This window comes from Pseudomonas pergaminensis (assembly GCF_024112395.2).
In the GTDB taxonomy this organism is placed as follows: domain Bacteria; phylum Pseudomonadota; class Gammaproteobacteria; order Pseudomonadales; family Pseudomonadaceae; genus Aquipseudomonas; species Aquipseudomonas pergaminensis.
Genome location: NZ_CP078013.2, coordinates 6,414,786 through 6,429,697, shown reverse-complemented (window position 1 = coordinate 6,429,697; position 14,912 = coordinate 6,414,786). Strand labels below are relative to the sequence as shown.

Here is a 14,912-nt window from a genome sequence, read left to right as displayed (position 1 = left end):
CCAGCGTTTAGGGAAGCGCTGATTTCTCGCAGGCCCTCGCAAAACCGCTACAAGTGCCAATGTAAAGCCCTTGCAGCCGTTTTGGGAAGAGCCAATCAACCGAGCAGTTCGGCCAGTAATTTGCCGAAACGCTGTTGCTGACGCTTTTGCTGGAGCTGGTTGGTGCGGAAAATCGCCTTCAAATCGTCCAGCGCGTGGGCAAAATCGTCATTGATGATCAGGTAGTCGTAGTCGACGTAGTGGCTCATTTCGCTGACGGCTTCACGCATGCGGCCTTCGATGATCTCGTCGCTGTCCTGGCCGCGATTGGTCAGGCGCTGGTGCAACGCCTCCAGCGACGGCGGCAAGATGAAGATCGAACGCGCCTTGGGCATCAACTGGCGCACTTGCTCGGCGCCCTGCCAGTCGATTTCCAGAATGAGGTCGTGGCCTTCGTCCAGGGTTTGCTGCAAGTGGCTCTGCGACGTGCCGTAGAGGTTGCCGAACACTTCGGCGCGCTCCAGGAAGTCGCCGTGTTCGATCATCTTGACGAACTCGGTGCGCTCGACGAAGTGGTAGTGCACGCCGTTCACCTCGCCCGGGCGCATGGCGCGGGTGGTGTGGGAGACCGAGATGCGGATCTGCTCGTCAGCGTCGGTCAAGGCCTTGACCAGGCTGCTCTTGCCCGCGCCCGAAGGGGCGGAAATGATGTAAAGGGTGCCGGTGCTGTGGGTCATGGGGGTTGCCTTACTCAATATTCTGTACTTGTTCGCGCATCTGCTCGATCAACACCTTGAGGTTGACCGCAGCCGTGGTGCTGCGCGGATCGAACGCCTTGGAGCCCAGTGTATTGGCTTCGCGGTTGAGTTCCTGCATCAGGAAGTCCAGGCGCCGACCGGCGGCACCGCCGGACTTGAGCACGCGGCGCACTTCGAGGATGTGGGTGCTCAGGCGGTCCAGCTCTTCGGCGACGTCGCTCTTTTGCGCCAGCAGGACCATTTCCTGCTCCAGGCGCACCGGGTCAAGGTCGGCCTTCATGTCGGTGAAACGGTCGAGCACCTTCTGGCGCTGGGTGGCAAGCATCTGTGGGACCAGCTCGCGCAGGGTCACTACGTCTTCTTCGATCGAGGTCAGGCGCTCGTTGATCAGGCGAGCCAGCTCGGCCCCTTCGCGCTCGCGGCCGGCCTTGAGCTCCTTGAGGCCTTGGTTGAACAGAGCCAAGGCTTCGGCGTTGAGGGCTTGCGGGTCGGTGGCGTCGGCCACCAGCACGCCGGGCCAGGCCAGCACTTCCAGGGGGTTGAGCGCGGCCGGCTGCTTGATCAGGCCGGCGATGGTTTCGGCGGCGGCCACCAGTTGTGCGGCGCGGTCGCGGTCGACCTGCAGCGGCTTGCCGGTGGTTTCTTCGGTAAAACGCAGGGTGCATTCCAGCTTGCCGCGGGAAATGCCTTGGCGCAACGCTTCACGCACGGCGCCTTCGAGGTCGCGGAACGACTCCGGCAGGCGCAGGTGCGGCTCCAGGTAACGGCTGTTGACCGAGCGCAGTTCCCAGCTCAGGGTGCCTTGTACGCCGGCTTTTTCGACGCGGGCGAAGGCGGTCATGCTGTGCACCATGGAGGTACCTCGCGTTGCAGTCCCGCAAACACGGGCTGATGGTTAAGAAGGCGCAGGATTGTAGCGCAGTGGAACGAGCGCGCCCAAACCCGAGCATTCGTAACTGGATTTTTTAGCAGTGCCCCGAACCGGCTCGCGGCTCTATAATGCTCGGCAGTTTTTCGTCCTCAGTACAGGTGTCTCCCTATGAAACGTCCAAGTGGTCGCGCTGCCGATCAGCTCCGCTCGATCCGCATCACCCGCAACTACACCAAACACGCCGAGGGTTCTGTACTGGTCGAGTTTGGCGATACCAAGGTCATCTGCACCGTCAGCGTCGAAAACGGCGTGCCGCGCTTCCTCAAAGGCCAGGGCCAGGGTTGGTTGACCGCCGAGTACGGCATGCTGCCGCGCGCCACTGGCGAACGTAATCAGCGTGAAGCCAGTCGTGGCAAGCAAGGCGGCCGCACCCTGGAAATCCAGCGTCTTATCGGCCGCTCCCTGCGCGCAGCCCTGGACATGTCCAAGCTGGGCGACGTGACCCTGTATGTCGACTGTGACGTGATCCAGGCCGACGGCGGTACCCGTACCGCGTCTATCACCGGCGCCATGGTGGCCCTGGTTGACGCGCTGAAAGTGATCAAGAAACGTGGCGGCTTGAAAGCAGGCGACCCGCTCAAGCAAATGATCGCCGCTGTGTCGGTAGGCATGTACCAGGGCGAGCCAGTGCTGGACCTGGACTACCTGGAAGACTCGGCCGCCGAGACCGACCTGAACGTGGTCATGACCAGCACCGGTGGTTTCATCGAAGTGCAGGGCACCGCCGAAGGCGCGCCCTTCCAGCCGGCCGACCTGAACGCCATGCTGGCCCTGGCCCAGAAAGGCATGACCGAAATCTTCGAGCTGCAGAACGCCGCCCTGGCTGACTGAGCCCGTTTCAAGGAGAAACGCCATGAATGACAACAGCCAAATGCCGGTGCCTACGCCTTCCTACGAAGTGCGCCAGGGGGCAATGTTGTGCCATCTCGCGGCGTTTCTGGGCTTCGTGTTTCCCTTCGGTAGCGTCGTGGGGCCACTGATCCTGTGGCAGATGAAGAAAGAAGTGGACCCGTTCATTGATGATCAGGGCAAGGAAGCGCTGAACTTCCAGATCACCGTGGCCATCGCCTGGATCGCTTGCATCGTGCTGGCTTTTGCAGTGATTGGCTTTTTCCTGATGGTTGCCCTGGCGATCGCCACGGTGGTGCTGACTATCATTGGCAGCATCAAGGCCAACAAGGGGATTGTTTATCGCTACCCCTTGACCTGGCGCCTGATTAAATAATGAGCACCCACAAAAAAACCGACAGCGATGTCGGTTTTTTTGTGCCTGGAAAAAGACCTTAGATGGTCAATGTCCAGTCGTAGTCCACGATCAGCGGCGCGTGCTGCGAGAAGCGTGGCTGGCGCGGCAGGCGTGCGCTGCGCACGAACCGGCGCAGACCAGGGGTCAGCAACTGATAATCGAAACGCCAGCCCAGGTTGAGCATCTCAGCCTGTTCGTTATCTGGCCACCAGCTGTACTGGTCGCCTTCGCGGCTGACTTCGCGCAGTGCATCCACATAGCCCATGTTGCCGACAATCTCGTCCATCCAGGCACGTTCCGGCGCCAGGAAACCCGGGGATTGCTGGCTGTCGCGCCAGTTCTTGATATCCAGCTTCTGTTGCGCCACGTACAGCGAGCCACAATAAATGTACTCGCGACGTTTGCGCCGCTGTTTATCCAGATAACGGGCGAAATCGTCCATTAGCTTGAACTTCTGGTTCAAGTCTTCATCGCCGTTCTGCCCCGAAGGAAGCAGCAAGGTCGCGATGCTGACCTTGTCGAAATCGGCTTGCAGGTAGCGCCCGTAGCGGTCGGCTGTCTCGAAGCCGAGGCCGCTGATGACCGCCTTGGGTTGCAACCGCGAATACAAAGCCACGCCACCTTGGGTGGGCACTTCGGCATCGCAGGCATAAAGGAAGTAGCCATCCAGTTGGAAGGCTGGGTCGTCCAGTTCAAAGGCGGAGGCGCGGGTATCCTGCAGGCAGATGACGTCGGCATTCTGGGCTTGCAGCCAACTGAGCAAACCACGCTCGACTGCAGCCTGAATACCATTAACGTTCACACTGATGATCCGCATAAATGGCCCCAAAAATCGCGTGCGTGTATGATACACGCCGTCTACCTAATTAGCTAAATCCGTGGTATCTGAGGCTTTTTTCATGCAGGCGTATCAACGCGATTTCATTCGTTTTGCCATCGATCGCGGCGTTTTGCGCTTCGGTGAGTTCACTCTGAAGTCCGGGCGCACCAGCCCGTACTTCTTTAATGCGGGCTTGTTCAACTCGGGTTCGGCCCTGGCTCAGCTGGGTCGTTTCTATGCGGCCGCCATCGTTGAAAGCGGTATTTCCTTCGACGTCCTGTTTGGCCCGGCCTACAAGGGCATCCCCCTGGCCGCGGCCACAGCTGTGGCCCTGGCTGAACATCACGGGCAGGATTTGCCATGGTGCTTCAACCGTAAAGAGGCCAAGGCGCATGGTGAAGGCGGCAGCCTGGTCGGGGCTCCGCTCAAGGGCGATGTGCTGATCATTGACGACGTGATCACTGCTGGTACCGCCATCCGTGAAGTGATGCAGATCATCTCTTCCCAGGACGGCGCCAAGGCTGCCGGTGTGCTGATCGCGCTGAACCGCCAGGAGCGTGGCAACGGTGAGTTGTCCGCGATCCAGGAAGTGGAACGCGATTTCGGCATTCCCGTGGTCAGCATCGTGTCACTGAACCAGGTGCTGCAGTTCCTGGAAGATGATCCACAGCTCAAGCAGCACCTGCCGGCGGTGCGTGCATATCGCGAGCAGTTTGGCGTCTGACCCACCGCCTTCGCGGGCAAGCCCGCTCCACAGGGGAGCAGCGTGCATAAAAAAGGCCCCGCTCAATCCTATTGAGCGGGGCCCTTTTGTTTTCAGCGTTTAGGGGCGCTTGCGGTTACTGATCAACGTGCCCATGCCGGTATCCGTGAAGATCTCCAGCAGTACCGCATTCGGTACCCGGCCGTCGATGATCAGCGAGCTGCCCACACCGCCTTGCACCGCTTCCAGCGCGCAACGGATCTTCGGCAGCATGCCACCGTAGATGGTGCCGTCGGCGATCAGTTCGTCGACCTGTTGGGTCGTCAGGCCGGTCAACACCTTGCCTTCCTTGTCCATCAAGCCGGCGATGTTGGTCAGCAGCATCAGCTTTTCAGCCTTCAATGCTTCGGCCACCTTGCCGGCCACCAGGTCGGCGTTGATGTTGTAGGACTCGCCATTGGCGCCCACGCCGATCGGCGCGATCACCGGAATGAAATCGCCCTTGACCAGCAGGTTCAGCAGGTCGGTGTTAACGCCAACCACTTCGCCCACTTGGCCGATGTCGATGATTTCCGGCTGGGTCATCTCCGGCGTCTGGCGGGTCACGGTCAGTTTTTTCGCACGGATCAGCTCCGCATCCTTGCCGGTCAGACCGATGGCGCTGCCGCCATGGCGGTTGATCAGGTTGACGATGTCCTTGTTGACCTGGCCGCCGAGCACCATTTCCACCACGTCCATGGTCTGCGCGTCAGTGACGCGCATGCCATCGATGAAGTGACTCTCGATCGACAAGCGTTTGAGCAGATCGCCGATTTGCGGGCCGCCACCGTGGACCACCACCGGGTTGATCCCGACGGCTTTCATCAACACGATGTCGCGGGCAAAGCCGGTTTTCAGCTCGTCGCTTTCCATGGCATTGCCGCCGTACTTGATCACCAGCGTCTTGCCGACGTAGCGTCGGATGTAAGGCAACGCTTCGGAAAGGACCTTGGCAGTGTTGGCAGCGGCTTCGCGTTCGAGGGTCATTCAGGGCTCCGGTAAAAAATCAGAACGGTAATTGGAGATCAGGGGCAACACGTTTCAACTGGGCGTGGAACACGTCCTTGATGCGCTGCAACTCAGCCTCGGTATCCGCCTCGAAACGCAGGACCAGCACCGGTGTGGTGTTGGACGCGCGAACCAGGCCCCAGCCTTTGGCGTAATCGACTCGCACACCATCAATGGTGGTCAGGTTGGCGCCTTCACCCCATTGCGCATCGTGCAGTGCGTCAATGATGCTGAATTTGCTCTCCTCGGTCACATGGATATTGATCTCTGGCGTAGAAATATCGTTTGGGAAGGTCTGGAACAGCTCTTCGGCGGTGGATTTTTCCTTGCTGAGGATCTCCAGCAGGCGCGCAGCGCTGTAAATACCGTCATCAAAGCCGAACCAGCGCTCCTTGAAGAACACGTGACCGCTCATTTCGCCAGCCAATAGCGCGCCGGTTTCCTTCATTTTCTTTTTGATCAACGAGTGACCGGTCTTCCACATTAGCGGGCGACCGCCATATTCCTTGATCAGCGGGGTGAGGCGGCGAGTGCACTTCACGTCGAAGATGATTTCGGCGTTGGCATTGCGCGCCACCACGTCACGGGCAAACAGCATCAGCAGGCGATCCGGGAACACGATTTCGCCGGTCTCGGTCACCACACCCACGCGGTCGCCGTCGCCGTCGAAGGCCAGGCCCACATCAGCCCCGGTTTCCTTGACCTTGGCGATCAGGTCCACCAGGTTCTCAGGCTTGCCCGGGTCCGGGTGGTGGTTGGGGAAGTTGCCGTCGACCTCGCAGAACAGCGGAATCACTTCGCAGTTCAAGGCTTCGAGCAACTGCGGGGCGATCACGCCGGCCGCGCCGTTGCCGCAGTCCACCACCACTTTGAGGCGGCGCGCGAGTTTGACGTCACGGGTGATCTCGTCAGAGTAGCGCTGCAGGATGTCGACTTTGGTGATGGTGCCCTTACCGCTGGTCAGGTCGTTATTTTTCAGGCGCTCGTGCAGGGCCTGAATCTGTTCGTTGGCCAGGGTGTCGCCAGCAATGACGATCTTGAAACCGTTGTAGTCCGACGGGTTATGGCTGCCGGTGAGCATCACCCCGGACTTGCCGGCCAGTACGTTGGCTGCGTAGTACAGCGCAGGCGTCGGCACCAGGCCGACGTCGCTCACATGGCAACCGCTGTCGGCCAGGCCCTGGATCAACTGCTCCACCAGTTCCGGGCCGGACAGGCGACCGTCACGGCCGACCGAAACGTTGGGCTCATCCTGGGCCAGGCTCTGGGAGCCGATGGCGCGGCCAATCCAATAGGCGGTTTCGGCAGTCAGGGTCTTGGGCACCACGCCACGAATGTCATAGGCGCGAAAGATGCTGTCGGGGAATGTCGGGGCTACTCGGGCTGCGGTACTCATCGCGGGGGGAAACTCCATCTGAAAGGGGCAAGGCTGGCCTTAATGTGGCTGACCGGCAGGCTCAAACTGAAGGGTATGACGGCGTTTTCGGCAGAGAGTTCGTGGTGCAAAAATGCCATCGGAGCACTGGCTCCACCTTGCTGTCTGCGTAATGCTTTGATTTCTATGGGGAAATCTCGCTCATAAAGTCCGCGCATTCTTCGTCCTGAAAGGCCTTGCGGTGGCGTCGGGCCGGGCAAGGGTGCCCGGCCAGATTCAGCTTAGTCAGTGACTGCCGGAATGCCCGAAACCACCTGCGCCGCGCTGGGTTTCATCGAATTCCTCGACCAGTTCGAAGTGCGCCTGCACCACTGGCACCAGTACCAACTGGGCAATGCGCTCGCCGACGGCGATGTTGAACGCGGTCTGGCCACGGTTCCAGCACGACACCATCAACTCGCCCTGATAGTCCGAGTCGATCAGCCCCACCAGGTTGCCCAGCACGATGCCGTGTTTGTGGCCCAGGCCGGAGCGCGGCAGGATCAGCGCCGCCAAGCCAGGGTCACCGATATAGATCGACAGGCCGGTCGGAATCAGGAGGGTCTGGCCCGGCTCAAGGACGGTGTCTTGCTTGAGCATGGCGCGCAGGTCAAGGCCGGCGGAGCCCGGTGTGGCGTAGGCCGGCAGTGGGAATTCGTTGCCGATGCGTGGGTCGAGGATCTTGGCTTGCAAAGCGTGCATGGAAATTAAACCTGGTTCAGCCGTTGGGCGATAAAAGAGATCAGTTGGCGGGCAATCTTGCCTTTGCTGGTCTGGGCGAAAACGGTGGCGTGCAACTCGCGGTCGATCACGCTGATGGCATTTTCCTCGCTGTTGAAGCCAATGCTCGGGTTGGCGACATCATTGGCAACGATCAGGTCGAGGTTTTTGTCTTTCAATTTGCGTGCTGCGTAGTCCAGCAGGTGCTCGGTCTCGGCGGCAAAGCCAACACTGAACGGTCGGTCCGCACGGGTGGCGATGGTCGCCAGGATGTCCGGGTTGCGCACCATTTGCAGGAGCAGGCCGTCACCGCTTGTAGGGTCTTTCTTGAGTTTTTGCGGGGCGACGACTTCCGGGCGGTAGTCCGCCACCGCTGCCGAGGCGATAAACAGGTCGCACGGAATGGCTGCCTCACAGGCCGCCAGCATGTCGCGGGCGCTGACTACGTCGATTCGCGTGACCCGATCAGGGGTCGGCAAATGCACCGGGCCGGTGATCAAGGTGACACGTGCGCCTGCCTCGACCGCCGCTTCGGCCAAGGCAAAACCCATTTTCCCTGAGCTATGGTTGGTGATGTAGCGCACCGGGTCGATATTTTCCTGAGTCGGGCCTGCCGTGATCAGCACGTGCTTGCCGGTCAGGGCCAGGTGCTGGAAACACTCGGCGGCACACAGCGCCAGGTCGGTGGCTTCGAGCATGCGGCCCATGCCGACGTCGCCACAGGCCTGGCTGCCGGAGGCCGGGCCGAACACCTTGAGGCCACGGCTTTGCAGGAGTTGGGTGTTGGCTTGGGTGGCTGGGTCGCGCCACATGGCCTGGTTCATGGCCGGGGCGATGGCAACGGTAGCGTCGGTGGCCAGTACCAGGGTGGTCAGCAGGTCATCGGCAATGCCCTGGGCCAGGCGGGCGATCAGGTCGGCAGTGGCCGGCGCGATCAGCACCAGGTCGGCCCATTTGGCCAGTTCGATGTGACCCATGGCGGCTTCGGCCGCGGGGTCCAGCAGATCCAGGTGAACCGGGTGCCCGGACAATGCCTGCATGGTCAGCGGGGTGATGAATTCACTGCCACCGCGCGTCATGACCACGCGCACTTCGGCGCCTTGGTCCAAGAGCCTGCGGACCAGCTCTGCGCTCTTGTAGGCGGCAATGCCGCCGCCAACGCCGAGAACGATGCGTTTCCGATACAGACGCTGCATTGGTTTGCCTTTCCAGTTCAGTGATGCCAGTTCAGTGACGCCTGCGATGCCCCCTCCCCAGGGGAAATCGCCTGCAAAAAAGAGGGCCTACGATAACACAGCGTCCGCTTGGCAACAGCGGCGCACATGGCGCATAGCGCGCATAGGGACAGGGAGGTGGGATGAGTATTCGCGATTGGCCAGCAGCAGAGCGGCCGCGAGAGAAGCTTTTGGAGTGGGGCGCGGCAAGCCTGTCGGATGCCGAGTTGTTGGCGATCTTCCTGCGTACCGGGGTTTCCGGCAGGAGCGCGGTGGACCTTGCGCGCCATTTGTTGGCGCAGTTCGGCGGCTTGCGCCCACTGCTGGAGGCCAGCCAGACATTGTTCAACCAACAATTGGGCCTGGGGCCGGCGAAGTTTGCCCAGTTGCAGGCGGTGCTGGAAATGGCCAAGCGGCACATGGCCGAGCGCCTGCGAAGCGACTCGGTGCTGGAAAGCCCCGTGGCCGTGCGGGACTACCTGAAGGCCATGCTGCGCCATGAGCCTCATGAGATCTTCGGCTGCCTGTTTCTTGATTCAAGGCACAGGGTGCTGGGCTTCGAGGCGTTGTCCCAAGGCACCATCGACACGGCGATGGTGTATCCCCGGCAGGTGGTCAAGCGCGCTTTGGCCTACAACGCCGCGGCGTTGATCCTGTGCCATAACCATCCTTCCGGCAGCCTTGAGCCGAGCGCAGCTGATCGAAAATTGACCAAATTGTTGCAGAAAGCCCTGGAAGTGGTGGACGTGCGGGTGCTGGACCACATCATTGTCGGGGATGGTGACCCGTTGTCGATGGCGGAATATGGTTGGATGTAGGAACTGGCTTGCTCGGAAAGTTGGCCTGAAGGACGACCACTGTCTATCTGTTGCCCCGCGATCCAGATGTGGGAGCCAGCTTGCCTGCGAAAGCGGCCTGACAGACGACCGCTCTCTAACTGTCACCCCGCGATCCAAATGTGGGAGCTGGCTTGCCTGCGAAGGCGGCCTGACAGCCGACCTGGATAGTGGATCAGACCGGGTACATATCCGTTATTTGGAGGAAGGCTGCTATGGGTTCCGCCCTTACGGCGGCTCACTTTGGAAAAGCCGGAATGCCGGCCCAGCCCAAAGTAAGCAAAGGGTTCTTGCCCCAACACTCGGCACCTCGCCTAGGTTCGGTGTACCCGTAATCCGACAGGTATTTGGGGGGCGGCTAAACCGGCATCCCTGCCGGTTTAGTCCCCAAATTCCTGTCGAATTCCGGCCAGCGTGTTTGATCGGGCGCCTAAGATCAAAAGCTAGATCAAGAGCGACTCGCTTCGCATCTTCGTTAGCTTGGTCTAGATACCTACGGCCTCCGTACGGGGCGGTTACGGTTTAACGCTGACTTTGGAGAAGTCCTGCCGGCCGAACGGGCTCACTTGGTAGCCTTCGATGTTTTTGCGGGCCAGGGCAAACGCGGTTGGGTGTGCAAGCGGCAGCCACAGTGCCTGCTGCTGGATCTGCGCTTGGGCCTGCTGGTACAGCTTGCTGCGCACACCTTGTTCGCTGGTGGTCTTGCCGGCGCTGATCAGCTTGTCCAGCGCGGGGTCGCAGTAGCGGGCGAAGTTGGTGCCGGATTTCACCGCTGCGCAGGAGAACTGCGGGGTCAGGAAGTTATCCGGGTCGCCGTTGTCGCCGGCCCAGCCCATGAACAGCAGGTCGTGCTCGCCAGCTTTGGCGCGGCGAATCAGCTCGCCCCATTCGATCACGCGGATCTCGGCCTGGATGCCGACCTTGGCCAGGTCCGCTTGCAGCAGTTGTGCGCCGAGGTTGGGGTTGGGGTTCAGCAGGCTACCGGTAGGGCGGGTCCAAATGGTGGTCTTGAAACCGTCCTTGAGCCCGGCGCGGTCGAGCAGTGCCTTGGCCTTGGCAAGGTCTTGTGGATAACCGGGCAGGTCCTTGGCGTAGCTCCAGGTGTTGGGCGGGTAAGGGCCGTTGGCGGCTTCGGCGGTGCCTTCAAACACGGCTTTGAGGTAGCTGCCTTTGTCGAAGGCCAGGTTGATCGCCTGGCGCACTTCCGGCTTGTCCAGGGGCGGATGCTGGCTGTTGATGGCCACGAAGGCGGTCATGAATGCAGCGGTTTTTTCCACTTTGAGTGCCGGGTCCTTCTCGGCCTCGCCCACATCCAGCGGCTTGGGCGACAGGGCAATCTGGCACTCATCGCGATGCAATTTCTGCAGGCGCACGTTGGCGTCCGGCGTGATGGCGAAGATCAAGTTATCCACAGACGGTTTGCCAGCGAAGTAGTCCGGGTTGGCCTTGTAGCGCACCACGGCATCCTTCTGGAAACGGCTGAAGATGAACGGCCCGGTGCCGATCGGTTGGCTGTTGAGCTTCTCCGGCGTGCCGGCCTTGAGCAGTTTGTCGGCGTATTCCGCCGGGTAGATCGAGGCAAAACCCATACTCAGGGCGGCGAGGAAGGTGGAGTCGGCGTGATCCAGGGTAAAGCGCACGGTCAGCGGATCGAGGGCGTCGATTTTCTTCACCAGCGTCGGCAGTTGCAGCGACTGGGCGTGGGGGAAGCCGCTCTGGGCGATTTTGTGCCATGGGTTGGCCGGGTCGAGCATGCGCTCGAAGCTGAAGCGCACGTCTTCGGCGGTCAGGGTACGGCTTGGGGTGAAGTAATCGGTGCGGTGGAATTTCACCTCCGGGTGCAGCTTGAAGGTATAGGTCAGGCCATCCGGCGAGACTTCCCAACTGTCCGCCAGGCTTGGCACCAGTTTGCCGCTGGCTGCATCGTAGTCCACCAGGCGGTTCATCAGCACGTCGGCCGAAGCGTTGGTAGTGGTCAGCGAGTTGTATTGCACCACATCGAACCCTTCGGGGCTGGCCTCGGTGCAGACGCTCAGGTTGCTGGCGGCAGAGGCCAGCGGGGCGATAAAGAGAGGGGCTAGCAATAGCGGTAGGGCAGCGAGGCGCATGTTCAGTTTCCTTTGCAGATCGAAGGCCCATCTGCGAGTGCAGTCTGGAAAAGTCCTACCGTAGTGGTCTGATAGGTAAATGACTAGCCCATTTTTGCCTGTGCTTTTGCGCCAAATGCTGTTTTGATGGCACCTCAGCGCGTTTTGTCGTGCACTTTACCGTGCCCGCGAGCGCTGAAAATCATTCTGTGCGACGAGCGGTCGGCTGTGACAGCGGCCCCTCCTGGCAACGGTTCAGGCGTCTGCCGCCAAGATTTACGCCAGTAAAAACACGCGGGCTGTTGTTGCACCTGGGTCTTTCTGGTATAAAGCAGCGCTCTTTTCTAGGGGCCCGGTTCCTTCGCTTGTAGGTGTAGCCGGTAAGACCCTAAAGAAACGCGGCGCCTGGCGCCAAATGACTGAGAGATTAAGCGGCCAACCCATGCCGGGTTGGGCATGTGGTTTTAGAGGGCTGAGGCATGTCGAGAGTCTGTCAAGTTACCGGTAAGGGTCCGGTGACTGGGAATAACATTTCCCACGCAAATAACAAAACCCGTCGTCGTTTCCTGCCGAACCTGCAGCATCACCGCTTCTGGGTTGAAGAAGAGAAACGTTTCGTCCGTCTGCGCGTATCTGCTAAAGGCATGCGCATCATCGACAAGCGTGGCATCACTGTCGTGCTGGCTGAATTGCGCCGCGCTGGCACAATCTAAGGAGCTATATCATGCGTGAATTGATTCGAATGATCTCTAGCGCCGGTACTGGTCACTTCTACACTACCGACAAGAACAAGCGTACTACTCCGGACAAGCTCGAAAAGAAAATGTTCGACCCGCGCGTTCGCAAGCACGTGATCTACAAAGAAGGCAAAATCAAGTAATTGATTTTCCTCCTTGTGAAAAAAAGCCCGTATCTCACGATCCGGGCTTTTTTTTGCCTGCGATTTGGCTGATCAGGCTTTCTGTTCGAACACCACGTAGATCTTGCGGCAAGGCTCCAGCACTTCCCAAGTGCCACTGAACCCGGCAGGGATCACAAAGCGGTCGCCGGCGCGCAAGGTCTTGGCATTGCCATCGGCATCACGCAGCACGGACACGCCCTGCACAATCTCGCAGTACTCATGCTCGGTGTAATTGACCTTCCACTGCCCGACTTCGCCTTCCCAAACGCCGGCACTCATCTGGCCGCACGGGCTGTTGTAGTGGTTGTAGATCGTTTGCTCGGGATCGCCCTTGAGGATTTTTTCGGCAGCGGGGCGGTAGCGGTCTGGGGCGGTGCTGGCTTGGCTGAAGTCGACGATGTCCTGGATACTCATGTGCGTGTCCCGTCTGGCCTGCGGTTGGAGAGCCCAAAGTCTATGTTTATTAAAATGAACATCGCAAGGGCGTTTACTGGCGTTATGTCAAATATATTGAAACACCCCCAGCCGCTGGTTTAGGGTGGCAGCTGCCTTGAGCCGAACAGCTGGCTGGCGGGGCAAGCATTCTTTGAGGCTGCCGGGGCACATCGCCTGGCCCTTGTATTCAATAAGAGGAGGACACTCGCATGACCACCCTGACCCGTGCCGACTGGGAACAACGCGCCAAGGATCTCAAGATCGAAGGCCGTGCCTACATCAATGGCGAGTACACCGCCGCCGCTTCCGGTGATACCTTCGAATGCATCAGCCCGGTCGATGGCCGCCTGCTGGCCACTGTTGCCAGCTGTGACGCCGCCGATGCCCAGCGCGCCGTGGAAAACGCGCGTGCCACGTTCAATTCCGGCGTGTGGTCGCGCCTGGCGCCGGCCAAACGCAAGTCCGCCATGATCCGTTTCGCCGCGTTGCTCAAGGCCAATGCCGAAGAGCTGGCGCTGCTCGAAACCCTGGACATGGGCAAGCCGATCAGCGACTCCCTGAACATCGATGTACCCGGCGCGGCGAATGCCCTGAGCTGGAGCGGCGAAGCGATCGATAAGATCTACGACGAAGTCGCGGCTACCCCGCACGACCAACTGGGCCTGGTGACCCGTGAGCCGGTTGGCGTCGTCGGCGCCATCGTGCCGTGGAACTTCCCGCTGATGATGGCCTGCTGGAAACTGGGCCCGGCGCTGTCCACTGGTAACTCGGTGATCCTCAAGCCGTCCGAAAAATCCCCGCTGACTGCCATCCGCATCGCGGCCCTGGCCGTTGAGGCCGGTATTCCAAAAGGCGTGTTCAACGTGCTGCCGGGCTACGGCCACACGGTCGGCAACGCGCTGGCACTGCACATGGACGTCGACACCCTGGTGTTCACCGGTTCCACCAAAATCGCCAAGCAACTGTTGATCCGCTCCGGCGAATCGAACATGAAGCGTGTATGGCTGGAAGCGGGCGGCAAGAGCCCGAACATCGTGTTTGCCGACGCGCCGGACCTGCAAGCCGCAGCCGAATCCGCCGCCGGTGCCATTGCCTTCAACCAGGGTGAGGTCTGCACCGCAGGTTCGCGTCTGCTGGTGGAGCGCTCCATCAAGGACAAATTCCTGCCACTGGTGATCGAGGCCCTCAAAGGCTGGAAGCCCGGCAACCCACTGGACCCGGCCACCAATGTGGGCGCATTGGTAGACACCCAGCAGATGAACACCGTGCTCTCGTACATCGAAGCCGGGCATGCCGACGGCGCCAAGTTGGTCGCCGGTGGCAAGCGCACCCTGGAAGAAACTGGCGGCACTTACGTCGAACCGACGATTTTCGACGGTGTGACCAACGCGATGAAGATCGCCCAGGAAGAGATCTTTGGTCCGGTCCTGTCGGTGATCACGTTCGACAGTGCCGAGGAAGCGGTCGCCATTGCCAACGACACCCAATACGGCCTGGCCGCAGCGGTGTGGACGGCGGATATCTCCAAGGCGCACCTGACTGCCAAGGCCCTGCGCGCCGGTAGCGTGTGGGTCAACCAGTACGACGGCGGCGACATGACTGCGCCGTTCGGTGGCTTCAAGCAGTCGGGTAACGGTCGCGACAAGTCGCTGCATGCGTTCGACAAGTACACCGAGCTGAAGGCGACCTGGATCAAGCTCTAAGCAACACCGCAGGCCAAATGTGGGAGCGGGCTTGCTCGCGAATGCGGTATGACAGTCACGTATGTATTGACTGGTACGCCGCTTTCGCGAGCAAGCCCGCTCCCACACTGTTTTGTGT

General features: G+C 60.4%; 15 protein-coding genes and 1 pseudogene. 7 read left to right on the top strand and 9 right to left on the bottom strand.

Translation table 11 applies throughout. The features are described 5' to 3' along the window. Positions 1–95 precede the first annotated feature (95 nt). Positions 96–716, bottom strand: a complete 621-nt coding sequence (gene gmk, locus KUA23_RS29420) for a guanylate kinase (protein WP_010168203.1) — start codon at positions 714–716, stop codon at positions 96–98. 10 nt (positions 717–726) lie between these two features. Beyond that, on the bottom strand, positions 727–1,590 hold the full coding sequence (locus KUA23_RS29415; protein ID WP_078050738.1) for a YicC/YloC family endoribonuclease: 864 nt from the start codon (positions 1,588–1,590) through the stop codon (positions 727–729). 186 nt (positions 1,591–1,776) lie between these two features. On the opposite strand from KUA23_RS29415, the gene rph reads away from it, so the two are divergent. Both rph and KUA23_RS29405 read left to right on the top strand, forming a co-directional pair. Then, positions 1,777–2,499, top strand: coding sequence for a ribonuclease PH (rph, locus tag KUA23_RS29410; RefSeq protein ID WP_010207511.1), 723 nt, complete (start codon positions 1,777–1,779; stop codon positions 2,497–2,499). 22 nt (positions 2,500–2,521) lie between these two features. Further along, positions 2,522–2,893, top strand: a complete 372-nt coding sequence (locus tag KUA23_RS29405) for a DUF4870 domain-containing protein (RefSeq protein ID WP_025856354.1) — start codon at positions 2,522–2,524, stop codon at positions 2,891–2,893. A gap of 58 nt (positions 2,894–2,951) precedes the next feature. Here the strand turns inward: KUA23_RS29405 and KUA23_RS29400 are convergent, their stop codons facing one another. Beyond that, positions 2,952–3,731 (bottom strand): catabolite repression control protein Crc, encoded by a 780-nt coding sequence (locus tag KUA23_RS29400; RefSeq protein WP_003195493.1) that lies wholly within the window; start codon positions 3,729–3,731, stop codon positions 2,952–2,954. A gap of 82 nt (positions 3,732–3,813) precedes the next feature. Between KUA23_RS29400 and pyrE the strand changes: the two genes are divergently transcribed. After that, entirely contained in the window at positions 3,814–4,458 is a 645-nt protein-coding gene (pyrE, locus tag KUA23_RS29395; protein WP_252993228.1) for an orotate phosphoribosyltransferase, read from the top strand. Between the two features lie 99 nt (positions 4,459–4,557). Here pyrE and argB read toward each other — a convergent pair whose 3' ends face one another. From argB to coaBC, 4 genes and pseudogenes are all read right to left on the bottom strand, one after another. After that, a complete protein-coding gene (gene argB / locus KUA23_RS29390) occupies positions 4,558–5,463 on the bottom strand; it encodes an acetylglutamate kinase (RefSeq protein WP_016975925.1) in 906 nt (301 codons plus the stop codon). A gap of 19 nt (positions 5,464–5,482) precedes the next feature. Beyond that, positions 5,483–6,898: pseudogene (locus KUA23_RS29385) on the bottom strand (phosphomannomutase/phosphoglucomutase); the annotation flags it as partial. 246 nt (positions 6,899–7,144) lie between these two features. Next, entirely contained in the window at positions 7,145–7,600 is a 456-nt protein-coding gene (dut, locus tag KUA23_RS29380) for a dUTP diphosphatase (protein ID WP_078050734.1), read from the bottom strand. A gap of 5 nt (positions 7,601–7,605) precedes the next feature. Further along, entirely contained in the window at positions 7,606–8,814 is a 1,209-nt protein-coding gene (gene coaBC / locus KUA23_RS29375; RefSeq protein ID WP_010207499.1) for a bifunctional phosphopantothenoylcysteine decarboxylase/phosphopantothenate--cysteine ligase CoaBC, read from the bottom strand. A gap of 161 nt (positions 8,815–8,975) precedes the next feature. Between coaBC and radC the strand changes: the two genes are divergently transcribed. Further along, the gene (gene radC, locus KUA23_RS29370) at positions 8,976–9,650 is read left to right on the top strand and encodes a RadC family protein (RefSeq protein WP_078050733.1); all 675 of its coding nucleotides are present in this window, start codon (positions 8,976–8,978) and stop codon (positions 9,648–9,650) included. Between the two features lie 533 nt (positions 9,651–10,183). Here radC and KUA23_RS29365 read toward each other — a convergent pair. Continuing rightward, the gene (locus KUA23_RS29365; RefSeq protein ID WP_078050732.1) at positions 10,184–11,776 is read right to left on the bottom strand and encodes an ABC transporter substrate-binding protein; all 1,593 of its coding nucleotides are present in this window, start codon (positions 11,774–11,776) and stop codon (positions 10,184–10,186) included. Positions 11,777–12,234: 458 nt separating this feature from the next. Here KUA23_RS29365 and rpmB point away from each other — a divergent pair, with 458 nt between their 5' ends. Both rpmB and rpmG read left to right on the top strand, forming a co-directional pair. Next, positions 12,235–12,468, top strand: a complete 234-nt coding sequence (gene rpmB, locus KUA23_RS29360) for a 50S ribosomal protein L28 (protein WP_010207494.1) — start codon at positions 12,235–12,237, stop codon at positions 12,466–12,468. An 11-nt stretch (positions 12,469–12,479) separates the two neighbouring features. Continuing rightward, positions 12,480–12,635 carry a 50S ribosomal protein L33 gene (gene rpmG, locus KUA23_RS29355; protein WP_003176906.1) on the top strand — a complete coding sequence of 52 codons (156 nt, stop codon included), beginning with the start codon at positions 12,480–12,482 and terminating at the stop codon, positions 12,633–12,635. Between the two features lie 72 nt (positions 12,636–12,707). On the opposite strand, the gene KUA23_RS29350 is transcribed toward rpmG, so the two are convergent. Continuing rightward, positions 12,708–13,070, bottom strand: coding sequence for a cupin domain-containing protein (locus KUA23_RS29350; RefSeq protein ID WP_015886527.1), 363 nt, complete (start codon positions 13,068–13,070; stop codon positions 12,708–12,710). A 230-nt stretch (positions 13,071–13,300) separates the two neighbouring features. Here KUA23_RS29350 and KUA23_RS29345 point away from each other — a divergent pair, with 230 nt between their 5' ends. After that, positions 13,301–14,794: an aldehyde dehydrogenase gene (locus KUA23_RS29345; RefSeq protein WP_078050731.1), complete on the top strand. Its 1,494-nt coding sequence runs from the start codon at positions 13,301–13,303 to the stop codon at positions 14,792–14,794. Positions 14,795–14,912 lie beyond the last annotated feature (118 nt).